This is a genomic window from Paraglaciecola sp. G1-13 (assembly GCF_055809255.1).
Genome location: NZ_CM147903.1, coordinates 2,806,645 through 2,823,813 on the forward strand (window position 1 = coordinate 2,806,645; position 17,169 = coordinate 2,823,813).

The window sequence follows — 17,169 nt, forward strand, 5'->3', positions numbered from 1 at the left end:
CCATGTCGCTTTATACGGCTTTATTAGCGCTAAGCTCAGCGATGTCTGCTTGGCTGTAGCCCAGCTCATGGAGTAAATCTTGGGTATCTGTGCCCATAGGCACGGCGGCGTTTCCGCTTAACCGCTGCCCATCGAGCTTGATCGGGTTAGCCAGTATTTCCATTTTTTCATTCTGAGGATGAGGCACCCTTTGCACCATGCCAATGTCCCGAATGTACTGGTTATTCAACGCTTCTGGTACATCGTAAACCGGCGCACAAGGAATACGCCCTTTTAGCTCTTCCAACCAATGTGCAGTGGGATGAGCAGCCAAGACGCGATCGATTTCAGTGGTCAGCACATCGCGGTTTTCACGCCGCCCTGCAACTTGGGCAAAACGTGATTCTTTAAGGACTTCATCATCGAGGATATCAACTAGCACATCCCAAAATTTGTCCGTCATGGCCATCAGAAATACGAAACTGTCTTGGGTTTTATACAGCTGACACGGCACTGTGGCTGGGTGCGCCGAGCGCGCAACGCGCTGCACCACATGACTTTCGTTTAAGTACCAAGTAGCCGGGTAAGATAGCTGATGAAGGGCTACATCGAACAGGGATACATCTACGTCTCGCCCCTGACCCGTGCGGTGAGCCCCTAACATAGCGGCGGTTAAACCTAATGAAGCGACAGCACCTGTCATAAAGTCCACCATGGACACCCCAAAGCGTGTTGGCGCCTGATCTGGCTCGCCAGTGAGAGACATCAAACCCGCTTCGGCTTGCATTAAATAGTCATATCCCGGCCAACTGGCGCGGTCGTTGTCTCGGCCATAGGCAGATAAATGCCCGCAAACTATTTTCGGGTTAATGTGCTTTAACTGCTTGTAGGTAATTCCCAATTTTTGTGGCTGATCGCCACGTAAATTGTTGGTCACGGCATCGGCGGTTTTAACCAGTTTTTCGAACACTTTTCGCCCCTCTTCTGATTTCAAATTCAGGGTCAGGCTTTTCTTGTTTACATTAAAAGTTTGGTAAAAATAGCTGTCGTTTTCCCCTAGAAAAAACGGCCCGGTTTGACGAGAAACATCCCCTCCAATGGCAGGGTTTTCAATTTTGATCACCTCTGCCCCCAAGTCTGCTAAATACATAGAGCCGTAAGGGCCTGCGCCGTATTGTTCAACGGCTATAATTCGTACACCATCAAGGGGAAGTTGTGTCATGGCTGTGTCCTTTTTTGCGCTTTACCAGCGGTATTTTGACTGTTCTTAGGTATGAAACCACACTTAGTAAGTGCATTGACTAAGCGTGGCTGTTGGCGTTAGATTTTGTTTTTATCGATGATTTGTTTGGCAATAATAATGCGCTGCATTTCATTGGTGCCCTCGCCGATACACATCAACATAGCATCTCGATAGTAACGCTCGATATCGTATTCCACTGAGTAGCTGTACCCGCCAAAAATACGCATAGCTTCGTTGGCACAAAATACCCCAGCTTCAGAGCCAAAGTATTTCGCCATGCCCGCTTCCATATCACATCGCTCATTAGCATCGTATTTGGCGGCGGCTTGTTCAATCAACAAACGCGCGGCTTCCACTTGCGTGGCCATTTCGCCCAACTTGAGCTGGATTGCCTGATGTTGGCAGATAGCTTTACCGAAGGTTTCACGCTCTTGTGCGTAGCGCACCGCTAACTCAGTGGCGCCTCTGGCAATGCCCGCACCACGCGCTGCTACGTTAATACGCCCAAGTTCAAGGCCGCCAATAGCGTGTTTAAAGCCTGAACCTTCTTTTTCACCGACTAAATTAGCTGCCGGGACACGCACGTTTTCAAATACGACTTCACAGGTATCGATGGAGCGATAACCGAGCTTTTTCATTTTTGATACGGTTATGCCGGCTTTGAATTCGCCGTTTTCATCTTTCGTTTCAACGATAAACATACTGGTGCCGGTATGTGCTGGCACCGCATCAAGGTCTGTTTTCACCAGTACAGCAAGTGAATTACCGTTTAGGGAATTGGTGATCCAGGTTTTTGCGCCATTAATGATGTAATCATCACCATCTTTCACTGCAGTTGTGCGTATGGCTTGTAAATCCGTGCCTGCATTTGGCTCAGTCAAAGCCACCCCGCCACGTAATTCACCAGTGGCCATCAATGGCAAGAAGCGTTCTTTTTGTGCCTGAGTACCGCAGCGCTCAATGGCTGAAGCTTGAATCAAATGTGAATTAAAGATGCCGCTAGGAGCCATCCAGGCTGATGCCACTTTCATCACGATTTTGGCGTATATCGACGCAGGCAAACCTAGCCCACCATACGCTTGGCCGATGGTGGCACCAAACAAGCCTAGCTCTTTCATTTGCTCAGCCAGTGCATGAGGGTATTTGTCTTCTTGATCATATTCTTTAGCGATGGGGCGAACGTCGTTCTCAACCCATTTATCGATCATGTCTATGATCCCTGACTCATCTTCTTTTGACCATGCTTCAGACATAGCAAACCTCTATTGATTAATAGTTAACTTTTTCTTCTACTGAGTAACCTTGTTTCGCAATTAACATCTTGCGCACAAAACTGCATACCTGCTTGCCGTCTTGGTTGAAACCGAGTGTTTCAACGGTCACTATCCCAGCACCTGGGCGCGACTTAGACTCGCGCTTGTCCAGTACTTTTGACTCTGCATATAAGGTGTCATCTTCAAAAACGGGGTACGTCATTTTGATGTCTTCCCAGCCTAAATTGGCAATGGCTTTTTGGCTGACATCTGTCACGCTCATGCCCACCATTAGGGCTACGGTGAAGGGTGAGCACACAATGCATTTACCAAATTCACTGGCTTTGGCGTACTCGTCGTCAAAATGCATAGGGTGAGTATTCATGGTTAATAACGTGAACCAGGTGTTGTCCGTTTTGGTAATAGTTCGCCCAGGGCGATGTTCATAGGTGTCACCTACTGTGAACTCTTCAAAACATCTGCCGAAGGTTTCGCGATAACGGTTGTCGCCGACTTTTTTTACATTCTGTACCATTAGTTTTCTCTCTCGGTTATCAATTTGAAGATGCGTTTTTGACTAACGCTAATGTTCGTTGACAGGCCAAAATAATTGGCCTGTCGACCATTTTATTGTTTACCACGACCACGCCTGCGTCTGGCACATCGACTGCGGCCATGACGTCTTTCGCGTAAGCCACTTGTTCTGCACTGGGCATAAACGCTTGATGAATAGCCGGGATCTGGCAAGGATGAATCGCCGCTTTACCGCTAAACCCAAGCGCTTTGACTTGGTTGGTTTCATCCACTAGAGCAGCTTCATTTTTGATGTCCACATAGGGCACATCAATCAGGCCAACGTTGGCCTTCGCCGCCGCGAAAACCAGCTGGCTGCGCACAAAAAGCAGGGGTTGATAACTAAATTCACAGCGCAGTTCTGCCGCCATATCGGCGCCGCCAAACATGATGTGTTCCACTTGCTTGCTCGCACTGGCAATTTGATAGGCGTTTTCAAGCCCTTCTAAGGTTTCGATAAGGGGGATAAACCGTCTGTTGCCCTTGCCAATAACGTCCTGAGCATGCAACACATCTTCTGCTGATTCACATTTGGCTAGCATGACTACATCAGGCGCTATTGGCGCATTCGCGAAGGCCTGTAAATCTTTTTCACCCGTTTGCGTGCCCACAGGATTGATGCGCACACACAGTGTTGGCGTTTTTTGCACGCAGGTTAAAACAGCGTCCCGCGCGGAATCTTTATCACCTGGGAGCACGGCATCTTCTAAGTCGATGCAAACGAGATCAGCCCCTGCCCCTAGGGCTTTTTCGAAGCGCTCTGGGCGTGAGCCCGGTACAAACAGCAAGGAGCGTAAAATGCTGCTCATGATGTTGCTCCGTCCTGCTCTTTAGCGACGTAGCTCGTTGCAGGCACTTGCTCTTGAAACGTTTCAGCGATTTGCTGACGAGTGGTAAACCACACCCCGGGCTTTTCGCTCACGTACTTCAAAAATGCGTCTAGTGCGCCAATGCGCCCAGGGCGACCTATGATGCGCAAATGCAACCCTAAGCTCATCATTCTAGGCTGCTCTGCACCTTCTTCGTACAGTACATCAAAGGTATCAATGGCGTATTTCAACCAGGCGTCCGGTGTTAATGACGGAGCAACCCACATCTTCATATCATTTGAATCTAGGGCGTACGGCACTATCACCATGGGTTCATTTGTACCTTGCACTGCATCCCAAAATGGCGCGTCGGCGCTGTAATCATCCATGTGATACAAGAAGCCTTCCTCTTGCAGCAAACGACGGGTATTTTCGGTGAGCAAGTAACGCGACAACCAACCTAGAGGCCGCTTACCAGTGGTTTTTTCAATGCTGGTGACCGCATCTTTTATAAACTGACGCTCTTCGTTTTCGTCCATGCGAAACTGAAACACCCATCGATAACCGTGTGAGCAAGTTTCATCATTTCGACGTTGTATTGCTTCTGCGATTTGCGGCGCTCGCTCTAAGCTTAAGGCTGCGGCTGTCCACGTGGCAGGCATCTGGTATTTATCGAGCAGTTTGATGATGCGCGGTGCGCCCTCATTGATCCCGTATTGATAATTCGATTCGTTACCGTAATTGCGCATGGGCTTTTTGAGGTGAACTTGTAATTCGTCCACCGGCTCCATGCCTTTATCGCCCTCTTTGACATTGTACTCAGAGCCTTCTTCAACATTCACCACGATAGACATGGCAAGGCGTTTATCTTTTGGCCATTTAAAATCTGACATCAAATTGCTCTCTTATTTTTTTACTTTTTCAGCGCGTTTATGGACGTACATCGTCTTTCTATGCACGTTTATCGCTAGTGATACTCTTCGCCGCCGGACACGTTCATGCACTCACCCGTGATGTAACTGGCTTGATCTGAACATAAGAAAGCGCATGCTTTGGCGGTGTCTTCTTGCAAGCCTGGTCGGCCCAGAGGAATGCGGTCTCGCATGTCTTGCATATACTGTTCGTGGCCTTTGCCAGTCACCTCTGAGAAATGCGCGTTCTGCCACGCGCCCAAGCCCGTAGTCACGTGATTTGGGCAAATTTCATTGACGTTTATTTTGTGGCTTCCAAGCTCAATGGCCGCTACGCGAGTTAAGCCGTTCATGCCATGTTTTGAGGTGGTGTAAGCGGAAGCATGGCCGAATGCTGATTTAGATGCTTGGGAGCCAATATTAATAATTTTGCCACCCTTGCCCTGCTTAACCATTTGTTCAGCAGCGTATTTAATGCCAAGGAAGGTGCCACGCAGGTTAACGCCAAGTACGGCGTCCCATTCATCCACTTGCATGTCTAAAATGGATTTCATCAAGTAACCGATACCGGCATTGTTTACCCAAATATCGACAGATCCGTAGGTATCTACTGCGAATTTCACTGCCGCTTGCACGTCTTTTTCATCCAGTACATTGCACACAAACGCGCTGGCTTCGCCGCCCGCTTGCTTTATGTCTGCAACGATTTGGTTCATTTCATCGCTGTGACCGATAGCACTGTCAGGGGTGTGTTCACTAACAGATTTACCGATGTCAGTGAGCACCACTTTGCAGCCCTCTGACGCTAGGCGTTTTGCCATGGCTTCACCTAGTCCAGCTTGGCGACCCGCGCCGGTAATGACGGCGACTTTGCCTTGTAATTCAGGGTATTGAGACATAGCGTTACCTACAGTTTTGAGGTCATGATAAAAGTAGGGTTATCAGCGAATTGCTGAAATTCCGCGGCGACTTTTTGCATAGTCTGCGTGGCGACATCTTGACCGAATTGGTCCATGTCATTGATTTTGAGGATTTCGATATATTGATAAGGCGGCGTTGACTCACTCATCAACACACCTTCAGCCTTTAGCACTTCAAATGAATCGACCGATGCAAGACCGCCTGCGGTAGGAATATCCGTTTGTATGGCCCATTGACGATAAACACTTTCATCAACGCCGGCTTGTAGATTGAATAATACGACTATGGTGGTCATTGGCTGCCTCGACTAAAATAATTTGTACGGACAAATTTAGAGGGCACCACAAGACAAGTCAATCATTGCTGAAATTAGCTTTTAAGAAATTGACAAAAGGCAATTGGCGATTGATTGCTGCGTATAAGAGGCATTGCGTCAAACATGGGAAATGAGCAAATAGACTGCCACCTCATCCCGGGCAAGGTTGCTACTTACTTTGACAGCTAGCTATTGGCGAGAAGCGGACTTTGTGGATTTGTGGATTTGTGGATTTGCGGATAATGAATAAATCATCCCGGCAGGTTAACAAGCTAACGACTCGATAGTGGTAACGACATGAGATTATTGTTAAGTGCGAGTCAATAACGGCATAGATTAGACGACTAGTTTCATCAATTCTTCGTGACCAAAAATCGGAAAAGTTTTCCTTTAAAGGCTCGGGTTTACCAATCCCATCAAACGCATCTCGCTTAGTCGCAATGAACTCTCTTTTTACTATCTTCGCCACTTCCCCTAAAACTTAGATATTGAGCTAACAACAATTGGCTAAATAACTAAACGGTGACCTAGTGTTTTAGTCATTTGGCGCATGCTTGTCATAGTCAAATTTACAGGGTATTTATACGCATAAGATTAAAAAATTAGTCAAAGAATGGACTAGGCTAGTAAAAATATAAGCCACACTCTCATTATATTTTGCTTTTTGTTTGTTATAAAAATATGCAAACACTACCCCCCCAACAAAGGTATACGCAAGTGTATACCAAGCCAAACCATCTCTTAATAAATGAAAACATGAAAATAATGAAGCACTTACAATTATGTAGTAACAGCCCGATATTCTTACTTTGAAGCAAATTCGATAAACTATTACGCAGAAAAATAATGTTTCGAATAATGGGGCTAGAACAAGAAGTGAAGTAAGTTTTTCGAAATTCCCGAGGAGATCTTGGCTTCTCAAAAGTAAGAGAAACGGCCATTGCTCATGCTCTAATAAATTGTGCAATAGTATGTAGGCAGCTTTAATGACTTTAGCTGAGACAAAAACAATTAGACTGTAAAGAGGTAACTCTTTTAAGAAAAAATATCTATATTTGTGCATAACGTCCTTGTAACCAAAACACTCTTTATCAAGAATCCCATATGTAACTTCTCGATTTAATTTTTATTGTCACCAATATTTAGTGCGACTTGCTCTTTCCTATTAAAATCTACAAGTAAAATATTTTCCATATATAGTTTGATAACTTATCGAGTATTACAAAATCGAGGGGATCACCTGATAACAACTAAGCGTAAGTATCCACACTTTTGCTGAACGCGGGATTCATGGCCTTACCCTGCAATTTTTGTAAGTCAGCCAGCACATCACGGAAATTTTCCGTCGATTGGCCGGTGCTTTCTCGATAGGAAATTCTATTTTGGTAATAATCGATGAAGTTTATTTTTTCATCCTGCACGGCTTGCATCTGCGCCTTGGTGTTCGATGTGAGATCAATACCATCCGCGGGCAGTACAACGTAGCCAAGCGGAACGACCCCCGCTTTTACCAATTGATTATATTCTCGGCGTGACATGTTGGTGAAATCATACTCGTCACCAGAGTCTTGCTCGCTTGTAGTGTGAAGTGCTGGGGCGAGTTGCGCCGCTTTATTGCCGCTACTTGGCAATTCATTGCCCGAGGTACTAAGACGTGTATTCTCGCTAAGTGCCGCTAACACTGAATTTGATTGAACTTGCATTGTGACTCCCCTAATAGCTTACGGTGATTTTCCACGCTTATATTTATGACATAGCAAGGGGTATTCCAGCGGCGCGATAAGGGTGTTTTTTTGTGCGGTTTTACTTGATGTTTAGATTTGGCATGCTAATTCGGCAAATGATAAAAAATAATCTTTGCTATGTGTGCCTATAAAAAGGCATTTTTGTTATATTCCCTAGATTGTGCACTGTAATTTAAATTTTTTCGGATGGCGTATTAATTCATGTCAAAATCTCTTCTACATCCAAGACACTGGGCGAGCTGGTTTGCAGTACTTATTCTTAGGATCATTGCCTTACTTCCCTTTAAAGTAAAAATGTTAGCAGGCAGTGCATTTGGCAAAATCGGCTATCGATTTTTCAAACATCGTCGCCATATCACTACCACTAATATTGCACTGTGTTTTCCTGAAAAATCTGAAGCGGAACAAGAACAACTGGTCAAAGATATTTTTGTGGCCAATGGCATTGGCTTTTTTGAAATTGCATGGGCTTGGTGGGCTAAACCTGAGTCATTACGTAAACGTTTTAGCGTACAAGGCTTAGAGGTATTACAAGCTGCGACGACCAACAATCAAGGCGTATTGCTGATAGGCGGTCATTATACCCATTTAGATTTAGCGGGAATGATGGTCAACTTAGTGGCGGATATGGACGTTATCTATCGTAAAAATAATGATCCAGTTTTTGAATACGTGATCACCGAAGGCAGAAAACGTGTCTTTAAAAACGTATTTGAACGCTCTGATATGCGCGCCATCATTCGCTCACTGCGCGAGGGTCGCGTAGTCTGGTTCTCACCGGATCAAGATCACGGTATCAAGAACTCTGTATTCGCGCCGTTTTTTGGTATACCCGCCACGACTGTCACATCAGCCAGTAAATTAATGCGCTTAGGCAAGGCCAAACCGGTCTTCGTCGCCCATAAACGTGACCTTGAAACCAATCAATATAAAATCACCTTTGCTATTCCAGAAGCTGAATTTCCAAGTGGTGATGATGTGCAAGACGCCACCATTATCAACCAAATGATTGAAAGCGCGATCCGTGAGCAACCTGATCAATACATGTGGGTACATCGCCGCTTTAAAACACGCCCGCCAGGGGAGCCTTCAGTTTACTAGTCGCTTGATTTTTACACGCGGAGGTAGCGATGCTCACCAGCCCTTCGCTTGTGCAGGTGTTTTTATGTAACGTCAGAAAGTTTCGCGCTTTAGACCCAGTTCAAAAACGCTAGTTTAGCAGTGTGTAGTTCAGGTATTCCCACGCCAATTGCACACTGTACAAAGGCGGATAAGAATAGTCTTCGACCTCCGCGACCATGTACTGTGGCGTGTCAAATTCAGTGTGGTTGAATAAGGCCGCCCAATCGATTTTCCCGCTTGCGCCCAGTTCTTTGTAGTCTTTGATATGCCGACTTAAAAATCGCTTCGGGTATTTTGTGAAATACGCTTCTGCTGATACTCCTGCAACATGCATCCAATAGATGTCGGCTTGAAACGAAACATAGTCTGGCTCAGTGTTTTGTAAAAAATAATCATAGATAAGCACGTCTTCGACTGTCTTAAATTCATCAGCATGATTGTGAAACGCAAAGGTTATCCCCTGTTCCTGGCATAACTTTCCAATGGCATTGTAATACTCTGTATAACGCTGTAGTTGCGCTAAGTTTTGTATTGAATCCAGTTGATTATTGGAGGTAGTTAAGTATTTCACACCCGCTTGTGCGTGATCATGTATCGTCTTTGACCACCAATCCATGGCCACCTGCCAGTCATCAGAAGCAGGTAAGTCATAAAAGGTCATCGACCCTAAAAACTGCATACCACTATCTTGCACCACTTGGCGAAATTTTACTGGTGACATGCCGTAAAACGTACCTTGGTCATACACAAATTTTTCTACAAATCGATAGCCCATTCTGCTCAGCTCTCGTAGTGTTCCAACGGGATCGTGCAGCATATCTTGGTGCACAGAAACCAATTGAATACCGATATTTTTATCCTGTGGATTAGCTTTGATATACCGCGTTTCCCAAGTGTTTTTACCCGATTTATCAAACCCTTTTAGCAACACATTGGTTGGACTTTGAAAGTCAAATTCGACGGCTAAATAGAAGTCTCCGTGCATATCGCGATCGCGCATTTTCCAATGACTATCCGTCGAGAAGCGCCCTTCTCCTTTAAAAATAACCCCGTCTTGGTTTTGCCCTAAGGCGATAATGTGGTCTGTCTTCGCGTCGTGGCCAATAAGCTCCGTCAGCAATGTTTGATATTGCCCTTGTTGGTATTGCAGCACTTGAACTTGAATCGATCGCCCACCCATAACTGCAGTATTGGTCATTTTAATGGCGGGCAAAGCAGCGACCTTGTCAGTCGTTGCATGCTCGCTACTCACCCAATGGCCAACATATTGATGTAAACGAGCGACTTGCGAGCCAAGTAATTCTTGCGCATTCAACTGAGAAACAAAAAGGGCGATCATTACAAGCATTGCGGTCACTTTCATATTTATTGCCTGATATTTATTGTTCTGAATTCATCCCACCGGCTTTGGTGTATCTACACATCTGCTTTTTAAACCACCACGCTGAGCTTCGTCGCTTCACTAGCAAGGCGCTTTAACCTTATTTCATCCATCTAAAATTCATCTTAACTGGGACAAGGCTATTGTGAGTATTATGATTTTTCAATTTACATGCATGTTTGTCGTTAACAGCACAAGCCTAGAATGGCTCACCTCTGTTAGCCTAAAGCGCTACTCGAACAACCATCTTGATTAAACTGGCTGGATGCAATACTTTAGCGCGCACATAATTTTGCAAATGAGTTACCCGTGTTTTATTTAGTCGCCGTCACCGTTTTATGGGCATTTTCGTTTTCACTGATTGGTGAGTATTTAGCAGGTTCAGTGGATAGCTACTTTTCTGTTCTTACCCGGGTGTTACTGGCGTCTTTGGTGTTCTTACCCTTCCTAAAGCTTTCACTGCTGAGCGCCAAGCAGAAACTTGCTTTGGCCTTTTTAGGCGCGTTGCAACTGGGTATGATGTACATCTTTTTCTACCATTCGTTTCTTTATTTATCGGTACCAGAAGTCCTGCTGTTTACTATCTTCACCCCGCTTTACGTGACTATGCTCAATGATGCCTTATTCAAGCGGTTCACCCCTTTTCATTTATTGTGTGCGCTAATCGCCACCTTTGGCGCAGCCGTCATTCGTTTTGAGGGCATTAGCGAGCACTTCTGGATGGGCTTTTTTATTGTACAAGGAGCTAACCTTTGCTTTGCGCTTGGTCAGGTGGGCTATCGAAAACTGGCCACCACCTTCCAACCAGATGTGGCTAATCACACTATATTCGCCTGGTTCTATCTTGGGGCATTGGCTGTCGCCTTACCTGCCTTTTTCATGTTCGGTAACACAAATCAGTTACCTCAAACGCTAAGCCAATGGGTCGTGCTGTTGTGGTTGGGCGTGATGGCTTCAGGAATGGGGTATTACTTTTGGAATCAAGGGGCGCTTAAGGTTTCAGCGGGCACCTTAGCCACAATGAATAATGCATTGATCCCCGCAGGTCTCGTTGTAAATCTACTGCTGTGGCAAAAAGACACCGACTTTAGCCGCCTTGCACTTGGCGGTTTAATTATTGCTATTGCACTTTGGTTATCGCAAAAGCGCAGTGAAACAGCCGCTGGGTAAGCTAGCTCGTAAGTGCTTGTTAGCCTAAAAATGTGTTTTTAATTGAGCACAAAGCAAGTTATGCCCGCTGATAAAGGCTTGTCATTTTATAGTCTTTTCGTGGGCCTTTTACCTGCCACGTAGACTCCCAGCGCGGTCCATGCTCAAACGCATAACTCACTACATAAAGATCGTCACCGCACAGGTGCTTGGCATAGGGTTCGGCGGCGCTGAAGGTATGAAAATATCGTTTATCATCAAATAACACCTCAATTTTGCCGTCTGCTTGCTGTTGCCACACGTAGGCGCGTTCGGCTTGAAGTGCACGGCCATCTGGCGCTGTGACCACCCCAGTTTCGTGGTAATGCAAATCTGACTCAACCCAACTAAAGTCAGCCTGCCCTTCAAACACAAAAGTCTCACCACTACTTTGCAGGATCTGCCTGTTTAGCTGCCATGCTCCTACAAAGTACGCAAGGTAAGAAGGCGAGTCACTGAGTGACGTCACCGCTGTTTGAGGTGCTTGAGTGTCTTGATCGACGGCATTATTTTTAGTGACCAAAATCATTGCTCATCAATTTAATCGTTATCAAAGCAGTACTTGTAAAAGCGGCAGTTATAAAAGCGGGTCTTATAAAATCAGAACTCATTCAAACCATACTCCCACATTCACTGAGCCAATCAACACGCGACGAACGTAACGCAATCTCGTTACCAAAAGTAGCTTGCTGTAACAGATAATTGATCAGAGCGCCCTGGCGTGCCGGGGATCTCTTCAAAAGATTCATCCCACAAGTTATCAACCGCCACCACCACATTGAAGCCGTCTATCTGTGGCGGTGAATAGGTCAACGAGATATGGGTGAAAAAAGCGCTATCGCCGCCATTTCTCAACAGGTTGTCTTCTTGTTTTCGCCATTCATTATCTACTTTGAGCTCAAGCGCTTCAGCGGGATACCAAATCACACCCAAGGTGAATCGATGGGGTGGATAGTTTAGCGCGTAGAAACTTGCATCTATATTTTCATCTCGATAGTCTTCAGATTTATCAAGATAGGTATAGCTCGTCACGACATCTGTGCTTTCTAAACGTGCAATTGCCATCAGTTCAACACCTATGGTTTCGATATCAACTGGGTTTGCCACCCGTGCGGATGTAGAGTCAAAGCGGTAAGTCCAATCAGTGAGTTCGTTGTCCCAGCGGTAGAACACAGCAGAATCTACGCGCCACGAGGCTTCATCTAACGACACGCCCAACTCTAAGTTTTTACTGGTTTCACGCTCAAGTGTGTCATTGCTTCTAAACAATCCGCTGGAGGTACTTCCACCAATGGCGGTATACCCTGCGACTTGCGTGGCTTCAGAATATGAAAAGTTCACCGTCCGTGTAGACTTGTCTGCGTTTGTTTTAAGCCAAACGATATCGCTTATCACGGATACCCGCGAATCATCGCGATTGGTGTCATCAAATGCCGCCCCAACACGAAACGTTAATTGTTCGTTGTCTTGCAAGGCAACTGCATATTCGGGCACCACACTGAACTTGTAGTAATCCCGCGAGGTGAAGTTGTTCTCAAGGGTTGTCGATTCAATCTCATCCGCTGTGAACTGCGCTGCATAGTTCAGCGCCAGTTTTGAATCCGTCATATGCCGACCCGATACTGCCACTGACTTTACCTTGGTTTCGTGAAACGCTTGAAAAGCCTCTGGGTTTTCCCTAGAAAAAACATAGTGATCGTTTTGTTGTCGGTAATAAGCTGACACTTCAAAGGTGCTTTGTTGTGCATATTGCTGCTGGTGATTAAACATCAACAAACGGGTTTCTAAGTCTTCTGTTTCGTTCACATTAAAAGGGGTATACAGGTTAGGCCAACCAAAAAATTTTTGTTGATAGCCGAAAAACAAATCCGTTTGCGAGGTGTCGCTTATGAGCTGCACCCGCCCAGATGCCCGTTCGAAACGGTGATCACCATTGTCTATGGTGCCATCGCTTTGGGAGCGCGAATACTCACCTTCAACGCCTGCTTTGTATTGTGATGAATCATCCAACGACCAAGAAACGGCGTTGTGTACCCTTTGCATATTAAAGTTATTGTTACCGGCCCCTAATGAAACACTGCCTGATGTATGAATAGGTCGCCATTTATAGGCCACTGAGCCCACCGAGCTATTTGCACCATAAAGTGAATTATCGACACCGGTTAAAATAGCGGGCGCCGTTAACATTTCTGGCGCAATAGGAATTTCTGCCACGTAATGGCCAGTTTGTGGGTCGATAAGAGTGGCACTGCCCACGCTAAAGCCGGTATTTTCGAAGATACCGCCGCGGATCGTCACGTCAGCCTGCGCTTCAGCCATGTTTCTGGATTGAAGGTCGACTCTGGGGTCGTATTCTAAATTAGAGATGGGAGAGTTAAAGGTGCCAACAGGTGATTCATTCGCTGTAGCTGCGCCTTCGATAGTCATTTTTTCGACGTCTTTTTCAGCGACCTTTTCAACGCCTCTCTCAATAGAGATGGCACTGTAGGCAGATATTGAGAAGGTAGTCGCCATAGTTGCGGTTATCGTTACGGCCATTTTCATTGCAGCGCGGAGCATTGTGTGTCCTTGTTTTGCATGCTTTTTTTGCATATCGTTATTTGTGTTTGTGTTTCTTAGAGCGTAATTCGCATACCTATATCATGATCATGGCGTGCTTTTACAATATCCTTACTTGCTGAACGATTTCATGCTCAGCCATTCGCTAGTTTTAAATCAAGCAACCTAGGCACTGTTTAGCATTTTTCTCGTTTTTATTCGTAAAGGCATGTTTGTTAACCCGATATTTAACCGGCGAGGATTGTATATGATTGGGCACTGCCTAGGAAGGTGAGACGTAATAATACCAATGCGCATTAATAAGTGCCCCCTCAGAATGCGCCCAGCGGTTTTTGATTAAGGCGTCGCTATGTAGGAATGGTATAAGGATAGGCTAATAGAGATGATTGCTCACAGGCATGGGCTTCAGCCTGTGCGCAATCTTACATTTTTACATTTACAAACCTGCTAAGTGCTTGAGGCAGCGCTTGTGTATCTGTTTGTCGACTTGTATGTCGTCACAAATGGCAAGCTCGCTCACCACTTGGTGAGCTCGTCTTGCACGGTTTGCATATCAGGGTCATCACGCTCTAACTCTTCTTTGTCCTGCTGCATAATACGCAGTACGCGCGCTAAATAAGCTTGGGTTTCAAGACTGCGTTTCGCTACTTCTTCTTTGCTTGGCTGATACTGGTCGAGTTCGCCTTTTTCAATCACGCCTTTGTCCACCAACATACATTCAAGAGACGATAAGCGCTCTTTAGTGACTGACAGCTCCATGGCCAGTGTCATGGCCACTGACAAAGCTTGCTCAGTTTGCTTATTGACTAAGAAGTAAGGACGCTGGCCTTTGGCTTTACTGCCCGCTAAATTCGTTTTTTCGCTTTGTGTCAGATGTTTTTTAATCTCACTCATGCTGCATTCTCACTTGTCTTTTCGACGACGTTTACGTCTTTATTACCGTCTTTTTTCGCGTTATTTTTTACATGCTGTCCTTTCCATAACCCAAGGGCGTTCCACACAGGTGAGCGGCCATAATCTTCACCGTCTGTTTTTGGCTTACCGAATATCTTTTCATCTACTTTGGATACCACCCCAACATCAAATAAATCGTTAGGATCGAAGCCACATTCGGCGAAAACTTTCGGCAAATCGAGCTCATGCATCGGCCCCCAATACGGTTCGTTATTAAAGTACGTATCCCAGTCGCGAATAAATTGCTGATAAACATCCATGCCTGTGTACTGGGGTTGTTCAAGGTGCAAGTTCAAACCGCCATCCGCTAGCAAGCGGTTGATGCTCTTGAGGATTTTAGGTAAAGACTGATGTGATAGTTCATGTAAAAACATCGAGGTGGTAATTAAATCGAATGAGCCGTCATCGTATTGACTGAGATCTTCAGCATTGGCTTGTACAAATTGAATATTGCTTAACCCTAGCGATTTGGCGCGAGCATGGGCGTATCGCAAACTTGGGCGCGCCACATCTACCGCAATCACCTCTGCATCAGGAAAATGCTCGGCCAAAGGCAATGCGTTATGTCCAACGGTACAACCAATATCCAGAATACGCTTAGGGGCAAAATCTGGGTGCTGAGTTTTAAGCCAGTTGGCAATGCCCTGCCCGCCACCGTCACTTAACGCGCCTAATAAACCGGCTGTGGTCACAAACAGGCCTAAATCGTAACTTGCCGCTACAGTGACATCGTTCTCAAAATATTCTTGGTAATAACACCCTGGCTGGCAATGTATATCCACAGAGCCCACATTCGGCGGAATACTCACGCTGTTATCTAGCTGGATGTTGCCATCGTTTTCACAGGCTTTATCCACCTTTGCCACTATGCCTTCAATCTGCCCAAGCACTTGAGAGCGTGCGGCTTGGTGGCGCATTTCCATGGTATTACGCCGTAGCGCACTCCACATTTGAAAGTAGCCGTTGTTCAACATATGTTTGCGCACGTCATGACGTGACGTTGGCTCTTTGCCTGTTTGCGCGATAATGGCAGGCTTTACCTGCTTTTCATAAGCGGTTTTAACGCCGGGCAATATTTGGCTGCTTAAATGCACGTTAAGGTGAGTCAGAAAATTCAATCGAGCCACTTCATCGTGACTCGCTACCGGAAACACATCGTGCTTGGTGAGCACGTCCCACGAAGGTAACGCATTGCTGTCGCTCATTATTCGCCTCCAATGATTTGATAGTCAGTTAATTCATAGTGGGTCTGCATGTATCCTTCAACGCCCGCTTTAAGCAACAAATAGTCATCGTCAGCACTCACCCACAAGTCATACGGCGGGTGCTCTTCAGGTAAGTTGCCTGCGGTATCGACCACTTGAAAATGCCGTGCGATGAATTTCCCTGCTTGCACCACAATGTTTTCTTCACCTACATAGCGAATACCTAGGCCATTCATTTTGAATAGTAAAGGCCCTGTCGCGCCGCGATGATCAGGTGAGGTCAGCATAATATCGGGGAAAAAGGTTTTTCCTGGCCCTTGCGATAAATCATAAAGCTTCATCAAGATACCGTCCCCGACGATAGGATGCGATTGTAACCATTTGACGCCTTGCTCAAGCTCAATTCGCTGGGTGATGCGCCCATCTCGCTGGTTATGAGTCTCACATTCAGCGTAGGTATCAGTAAAACGGATCCAGCCGCTGCCTTCATATTTATCCCCCACGGACAAACGCACGCTACAGTCTATTGGGCTGCAGTCCTGACGCATAGATTGCACCACATCGCGCACTACATTTGGCTCATCGTCTATTTCGCAGTGAGCATGCATGACTTGTACACCATCTGATTGAGTGGTGATGCTAAAAAACTCACGCCCTCTTTCTTGGCCAAATTTTTCTGGTTTTCTGCTGGTGTATTGGATCGTCCCGCGAATTGTTCTGTGCTTCATGTAGGGTCCTGCCTTTATCTGTGTAAGGTACCTTGTAGAGTACTGTGTAGAATGCTTCGTAGAGTGCTGTGTAGAATGCTTCGTAGAAATACACCCTAAACTTACTCTTCAAAGAGTACGTGACTAAGCCTGCTACGCATTTAGTATCACTTAAATCAACTGAGTGAATTGGTCGACGTCAATTTAGCTAGCAATTATATTTGCATGGAGTGCTAAAATTGAGTTATAAATATAATTGTTATATCAATAGTACATTAAGAAGAAGGTGCACCAAAAATTAAC

The 17,169-nt window shown here is 45.7% G+C and carries 17 protein-coding genes and 1 pseudogene; 2 read left to right on the top strand and 16 right to left on the bottom strand.

Annotated features, from left to right (window positions below):
* Positions 1-10: 10 nt before the first annotated feature.
* The 10 genes and pseudogenes from AC0L6N_RS11745 to AC0L6N_RS11790 all read right to left on the bottom strand — a co-directional run bounded on the left by AC0L6N_RS11745 (position 11) and on the right by AC0L6N_RS11790 (position 7,708).
* Complete coding sequence (locus AC0L6N_RS11745; RefSeq protein WP_473474776.1) at positions 11-1,201, bottom strand: CaiB/BaiF CoA transferase family protein; 1,191 nt, start codon at positions 1,199-1,201, stop codon at positions 11-13.
* Positions 1,202-1,299: 98 nt separating this feature from the next.
* Positions 1,300-2,475: an acyl-CoA dehydrogenase family protein gene (locus tag AC0L6N_RS11750; protein ID WP_011575487.1), complete on the bottom strand. Its 1,176-nt coding sequence runs from the start codon at positions 2,473-2,475 to the stop codon at positions 1,300-1,302.
* A gap of 16 nt (positions 2,476-2,491) precedes the next feature.
* Positions 2,492-3,010, bottom strand: a complete 519-nt coding sequence (locus AC0L6N_RS11755; protein WP_011575488.1) for a MaoC family dehydratase — start codon at positions 3,008-3,010, stop codon at positions 2,492-2,494.
* A 19-nt stretch (positions 3,011-3,029) separates the two neighbouring features.
* Positions 3,030-3,857: an HpcH/HpaI aldolase/citrate lyase family protein gene (locus AC0L6N_RS11760; RefSeq protein ID WP_473474777.1), complete on the bottom strand. Its 828-nt coding sequence runs from the start codon at positions 3,855-3,857 to the stop codon at positions 3,030-3,032.
* Positions 3,854-4,750 (bottom strand): polysaccharide deacetylase family protein, encoded by an 897-nt coding sequence (locus AC0L6N_RS11765; protein ID WP_473474778.1) that lies wholly within the window; start codon positions 4,748-4,750, stop codon positions 3,854-3,856. The genes AC0L6N_RS11760 and AC0L6N_RS11765 overlap by 4 nt, the downstream gene beginning before the upstream one ends.
* A 74-nt stretch (positions 4,751-4,824) precedes the next feature.
* The gene (locus AC0L6N_RS11770) at positions 4,825-5,667 is read right to left on the bottom strand and encodes an SDR family NAD(P)-dependent oxidoreductase (RefSeq protein ID WP_473474779.1); all 843 of its coding nucleotides are present in this window, start codon (positions 5,665-5,667) and stop codon (positions 4,825-4,827) included.
* Between the two features lie 8 nt (positions 5,668-5,675).
* Entirely contained in the window at positions 5,676-5,984 is a 309-nt protein-coding gene (locus tag AC0L6N_RS11775; RefSeq protein ID WP_473474780.1) for an REDY-like protein HapK, read from the bottom strand.
* Between the two features lie 304 nt (positions 5,985-6,288).
* Positions 6,289-6,468 (bottom strand): annotated as a pseudogene (locus AC0L6N_RS11780) (Txe/YoeB family addiction module toxin); the annotation flags it as partial.
* 117 nt (positions 6,469-6,585) lie between these two features.
* On the bottom strand, positions 6,586-7,068 hold the full coding sequence (locus AC0L6N_RS11785; protein ID WP_473474781.1) for a CPBP family glutamic-type intramembrane protease: 483 nt from the start codon (positions 7,066-7,068) through the stop codon (positions 6,586-6,588).
* A gap of 187 nt (positions 7,069-7,255) precedes the next feature.
* Positions 7,256-7,708, bottom strand: coding sequence for a hypothetical protein (locus tag AC0L6N_RS11790; RefSeq protein WP_473474782.1), 453 nt, complete (start codon positions 7,706-7,708; stop codon positions 7,256-7,258).
* Positions 7,709-7,951: 243 nt separating this feature from the next.
* On the opposite strand from AC0L6N_RS11790, the gene lpxL reads away from it, so the two are divergent.
* Positions 7,952-8,851 (top strand): LpxL/LpxP family Kdo(2)-lipid IV(A) lauroyl/palmitoleoyl acyltransferase, encoded by a 900-nt coding sequence (lpxL, locus tag AC0L6N_RS11795; RefSeq protein WP_473474783.1) that lies wholly within the window; start codon positions 7,952-7,954, stop codon positions 8,849-8,851.
* A gap of 109 nt (positions 8,852-8,960) precedes the next feature.
* On the opposite strand, the gene AC0L6N_RS11800 is transcribed toward lpxL, so the two are convergent.
* Entirely contained in the window at positions 8,961-10,235 is a 1,275-nt protein-coding gene (locus AC0L6N_RS11800) for a sugar phosphate isomerase/epimerase family protein (RefSeq protein ID WP_473474784.1), read from the bottom strand.
* A 327-nt stretch (positions 10,236-10,562) separates the two neighbouring features.
* On the opposite strand from AC0L6N_RS11800, the gene AC0L6N_RS11805 reads away from it, so the two are divergent.
* The gene (locus tag AC0L6N_RS11805; RefSeq protein WP_473474785.1) at positions 10,563-11,423 is read left to right on the top strand and encodes an EamA family transporter; all 861 of its coding nucleotides are present in this window, start codon (positions 10,563-10,565) and stop codon (positions 11,421-11,423) included.
* A 58-nt stretch (positions 11,424-11,481) separates the two neighbouring features.
* On the opposite strand, the gene AC0L6N_RS11810 is transcribed toward AC0L6N_RS11805, so the two are convergent.
* The 5 genes from AC0L6N_RS11810 to AC0L6N_RS11830 all read right to left on the bottom strand — a co-directional run bounded on the left by AC0L6N_RS11810 (position 11,482) and on the right by AC0L6N_RS11830 (position 16,887).
* The gene (locus AC0L6N_RS11810) at positions 11,482-11,964 is read right to left on the bottom strand and encodes a DUF6314 family protein (RefSeq protein WP_473481319.1); all 483 of its coding nucleotides are present in this window, start codon (positions 11,962-11,964) and stop codon (positions 11,482-11,484) included.
* Between the two features lie 149 nt (positions 11,965-12,113).
* Positions 12,114-14,000, bottom strand: coding sequence for a TonB-dependent receptor domain-containing protein (locus AC0L6N_RS11815; protein ID WP_473474786.1), 1,887 nt, complete (start codon positions 13,998-14,000; stop codon positions 12,114-12,116).
* A gap of 516 nt (positions 14,001-14,516) precedes the next feature.
* The gene (locus AC0L6N_RS11820; protein ID WP_473474787.1) at positions 14,517-14,894 is read right to left on the bottom strand and encodes a hypothetical protein; all 378 of its coding nucleotides are present in this window, start codon (positions 14,892-14,894) and stop codon (positions 14,517-14,519) included.
* A complete protein-coding gene (locus AC0L6N_RS11825; RefSeq protein ID WP_473474788.1) occupies positions 14,891-16,159 on the bottom strand; it encodes a class I SAM-dependent methyltransferase in 1,269 nt (422 codons plus the stop codon). The genes AC0L6N_RS11820 and AC0L6N_RS11825 overlap by 4 nt, the downstream gene beginning before the upstream one ends.
* Positions 16,159-16,887: a hypothetical protein gene (locus AC0L6N_RS11830; protein WP_011575502.1), complete on the bottom strand. Its 729-nt coding sequence runs from the start codon at positions 16,885-16,887 to the stop codon at positions 16,159-16,161. Before AC0L6N_RS11830 ends, AC0L6N_RS11825 begins: the two co-directional genes overlap by 1 nt.
* Positions 16,888-17,169 lie beyond the last annotated feature (282 nt).

Coding starts and splice junctions, on each gene's coding strand:
- AC0L6N_RS11750 (WP_011575487.1), bottom strand. CDS start 2,475: ATGTCTGAAGCATGGTCAAAAGAAGATGAGTCAGGGATCATAGACATG.
- AC0L6N_RS11755 (WP_011575488.1), bottom strand. CDS start 3,010: ATGGTACAGAATGTAAAAAAAGTCGGCGACAACCGTTATCGCGAAACC.
- AC0L6N_RS11790 (WP_473474782.1), bottom strand. CDS start 7,708: ATGCAAGTTCAATCAAATTCAGTGTTAGCGGCACTTAGCGAGAATACA.
- AC0L6N_RS11825 (WP_473474788.1), bottom strand. CDS start 16,159: ATGAGCGACAGCAATGCGTTACCTTCGTGGGACGTGCTCACCAAGCAC.
- AC0L6N_RS11765 (WP_473474778.1), bottom strand. CDS start 4,750: ATGTCAGATTTTAAATGGCCAAAAGATAAACGCCTTGCCATGTCTATC.
- AC0L6N_RS11820 (WP_473474787.1), bottom strand. CDS start 14,894: ATGAGTGAGATTAAAAAACATCTGACACAAAGCGAAAAAACGAATTTA.
- AC0L6N_RS11775 (WP_473474780.1), bottom strand. CDS start 5,984: ATGACCACCATAGTCGTATTATTCAATCTACAAGCCGGCGTTGATGAA.
- lpxL (WP_473474783.1), top strand. CDS start 7,952: ATGTCAAAATCTCTTCTACATCCAAGACACTGGGCGAGCTGGTTTGCA.
- AC0L6N_RS11785 (WP_473474781.1), bottom strand. CDS start 7,068: ATGCACAAATATAGATATTTTTTCTTAAAAGAGTTACCTCTTTACAGT.
- AC0L6N_RS11830 (WP_011575502.1), bottom strand. CDS start 16,887: ATGAAGCACAGAACAATTCGCGGGACGATCCAATACACCAGCAGAAAA.
- AC0L6N_RS11745 (WP_473474776.1), bottom strand. CDS start 1,201: ATGACACAACTTCCCCTTGATGGTGTACGAATTATAGCCGTTGAACAA.
- AC0L6N_RS11760 (WP_473474777.1), bottom strand. CDS start 3,857: ATGAGCAGCATTTTACGCTCCTTGCTGTTTGTACCGGGCTCACGCCCA.
- AC0L6N_RS11770 (WP_473474779.1), bottom strand. CDS start 5,667: ATGTCTCAATACCCTGAATTACAAGGCAAAGTCGCCGTCATTACCGGC.
- AC0L6N_RS11800 (WP_473474784.1), bottom strand. CDS start 10,235: ATGAAAGTGACCGCAATGCTTGTAATGATCGCCCTTTTTGTTTCTCAG.
- AC0L6N_RS11815 (WP_473474786.1), bottom strand. CDS start 14,000: ATGCTCCGCGCTGCAATGAAAATGGCCGTAACGATAACCGCAACTATG.